Genomic DNA, 503 nt, shown 5'->3' on the forward strand with positions numbered 1-503 from the left:
ACCCCGAGAACAGGCTCACCTTGCTGAACTTCGACACCCCCGTGAGCAGACAGAACTGCAGGTGGGCGTCCACCGTCTTCAGCACCGAGTAGAGGTTTTTCAGCCCCTCCCGAACCGTCCGAGCCCGCTCCGGCTCGGTGATATTGTCCAGAATCGGCTTGTCGTATTCATCGATCAGCACCACCACCCGCTCACCGGAACGGGCATGCGCCCCGCGGATCAGCGCCTCAAACTCCCCCGGGATATCCGTCTGACGATTCAGACTCACGCCCAGCCGCTCACGATTCCAATGCAACTGATCCCGAATACGCGCATCCAGCGCCTCGCGCGTGGCCGCCACCCCGCCCCCGAAATCCAGGGTGACCACCGGATAACGCACACTCCAGTCCCAGCGGGACTCGACATACAGCCCACGGAACAACTCTTCGCGCCCCTCGAACAGGCAGCGCAGGGTATCCAGCAGCAGACTCTTGCCAAAACGGCGGGGACGGGAGAGAAAATAG

Annotated in this window: 1 protein-coding gene; it reads right to left on the reverse strand. The window is 62.2% G+C overall.

Features of this window, described 5'->3' with window-relative positions:
• The coding region (locus tag LPW29_RS15365; RefSeq protein WP_238628736.1) for an AAA family ATPase at positions 1-503 on the reverse strand (503 nt) is incomplete at both ends.

It is taken from the genome of Ectothiorhodospira sp. 9100 (assembly GCF_022227565.1).
GTDB classification, from domain to species: Bacteria; Pseudomonadota; Gammaproteobacteria; order Ectothiorhodospirales; family Ectothiorhodospiraceae; genus Ectothiorhodospira; species Ectothiorhodospira marina.